This is a genomic window from Homoserinimonas sp. (assembly GCF_056262345.1).
Genome location: NZ_JBACFR010000191.1, coordinates 1 through 1,842, shown reverse-complemented (window position 1 = coordinate 1,842; position 1,842 = coordinate 1). Strand labels below are relative to the sequence as shown.

Annotated in this window: 2 protein-coding genes; both read right to left on the bottom strand. The window is 66.1% G+C overall.

Annotated elements, in window-relative coordinates; genetic code table 11:
• Positions 1 to 802 (bottom strand): fibronectin type III domain-containing protein (locus tag AC062T_RS09485; RefSeq protein ID WP_476029460.1); only part of this gene is annotated, 802 nt, incomplete at its 3' end.
• Positions 803 to 947: 145 nt separating this feature from the next.
• Positions 948 to 1,842: AMP-binding enzyme (locus tag AC062T_RS09480; protein WP_476029458.1), on the bottom strand; the 895-nt coding region annotated here is incomplete at its 5' end.

The window sequence follows — 1,842 nt, the reverse complement described above, 5'->3', positions numbered from 1 at the left end:
CCGAGATGTTGCCCGCGGCATCCTTTGCCCGAACGATGTAGGTGTATGACGTACCCGGCGTGAGTCGAGTATCTGTGAAAGTCAGGGTGGGGGAGGCGACCGTAGCGAGGAGGGTGGTGCCGCGGTAAACGAGGTACTCCTTCACCGCCACGTTGTCTGTCGAGGCCTTCCAGTTGAGCGCTATCGGGGTGGCAGTGGTCGCTGTCGCAGCGAGGGACGTCGGAGCGGTCGGCTTGATGGTGTCCGCGGCGCTGACGAAGGTCTGCGTCACTGACGACGCCGCCGAACTGGTCCAGGTGGCGTGCGCGAGTGCTGTCGTGAGCGTCGCGGTGACCGAGGCGTTGGCCGGGATGCCCGTCGCGCTCGCCAGCGTTGTCCTGATGCAATAGAACTGGGAGGCTCCCGCCGCAAGGGAGCCCGTGAGAACAGGAAAAGACGCCCAGGTTCCGGAGACCGGAGATACCGGGGTCGTGCAGCCCGCGACCGCCGTTGACTTCCAGAGCGCGACAGCCACCGCCTTGGCGAGGGGATCGGAGCCCGTGCGGGTGAGCGTCGTTGTGTACGTCGCCCCGAGGGTCCCGCTGTTGGAGATTGTGACGTTGCCGGTCTTCTCAGTGACCGTGGCAGTGTAGGAGACGGTGGGTGCTGCTCCGAAAACGCTCGCGGCCTTGATCGAGCCGGATGTCACGGTCAGCAGTTCCTGCTCGGCGGTGTCCGAGAGGACCGCGTATGTCCCGGCTGCGCTTGCGGTCGAGAGGAGCGTCGCAACGACCACAATGACAGCTGCAAGCAGCGAGGCCATCCCTTTCGTGCTCCGCGATCGCCGAACACCGGAGGAACGACCGGGGGCAGGAGTCGGCATATCTACTGTCTCGTGAGGGATGCCTTCATCCTATGGTTCCCGTCGAGAGAGAGTGGAACTTGGTAACCCGGACGAGCGCCTGGGATCAGTGGTCGAGCGCTCGACCCGCCCGAACGATCTCCTCGATGCGCGCCGGTGCAGTCTCATCCTGCAGACTCGTCACGTCACCGAGCGGGCGGGCATCCGAGATGTCACCGAGCAGCCGGCGCATGATCTTGCCCGACCGCGTCTTCGGCAGGTCAGGCACGAGGATGACATCCCGCGGCTTCGCGATCGGCCCGATCTGAGAGGAGACATGGGCGCGAAGCACCGCGGCAAGCTCGTCGCGCAGGCCGAGCCAATAGGCGGGGTCGTCGGCGTTGTCGCCGGAGGAACGTTCCGCAGGAATGACGTACGCCGCAATGGCCTGCCCGGTGAGAGCATCCGTCACCCCGACCACTCCCGCTTCACCGACCGCGGGATGCGCGACCAGCGACGACTCGATCTCGATCGTCGACAGGCGGTGCCCCGAAACGTTGATGACGTCATCGACGCGGCCAAGCACCCAGATGTCGCCGTCGGCGTCCCACTTCGCGCCGTCGCCACTGAAGAAGTAGCCCTGCTTCCAGAACCGTGCCCAGTATGAGTCGCGGTACCGCTCGGGGTTGCCCCAGACCGTGCGGGCAAGGCCGGGGCCCGGCCGGTCGACGACGAGGTATCCGCCCTCGCCGAACGGAACGGCATTGCCGTCATCATCGACGACGAGCGTCGACAGGCCGGGCAGTGCACGGTTCGCCGAACCCGGCTTGAGGGTCGAGACGCCCGGCATCGGTGCCATCACCGATGCCCCCGTCTCCGACTGCCACCAGGTGTCGACGATCGGCGCCGTGCCACTACCGATGTGGGTGTGGAACCACATCCAGGCCTCCGGGTTGATCGCCTCGCCGACGGTGCCGAGCAGCCGCAACGACGAGAGGTCATATTTCGTGGGCACCCCGTCG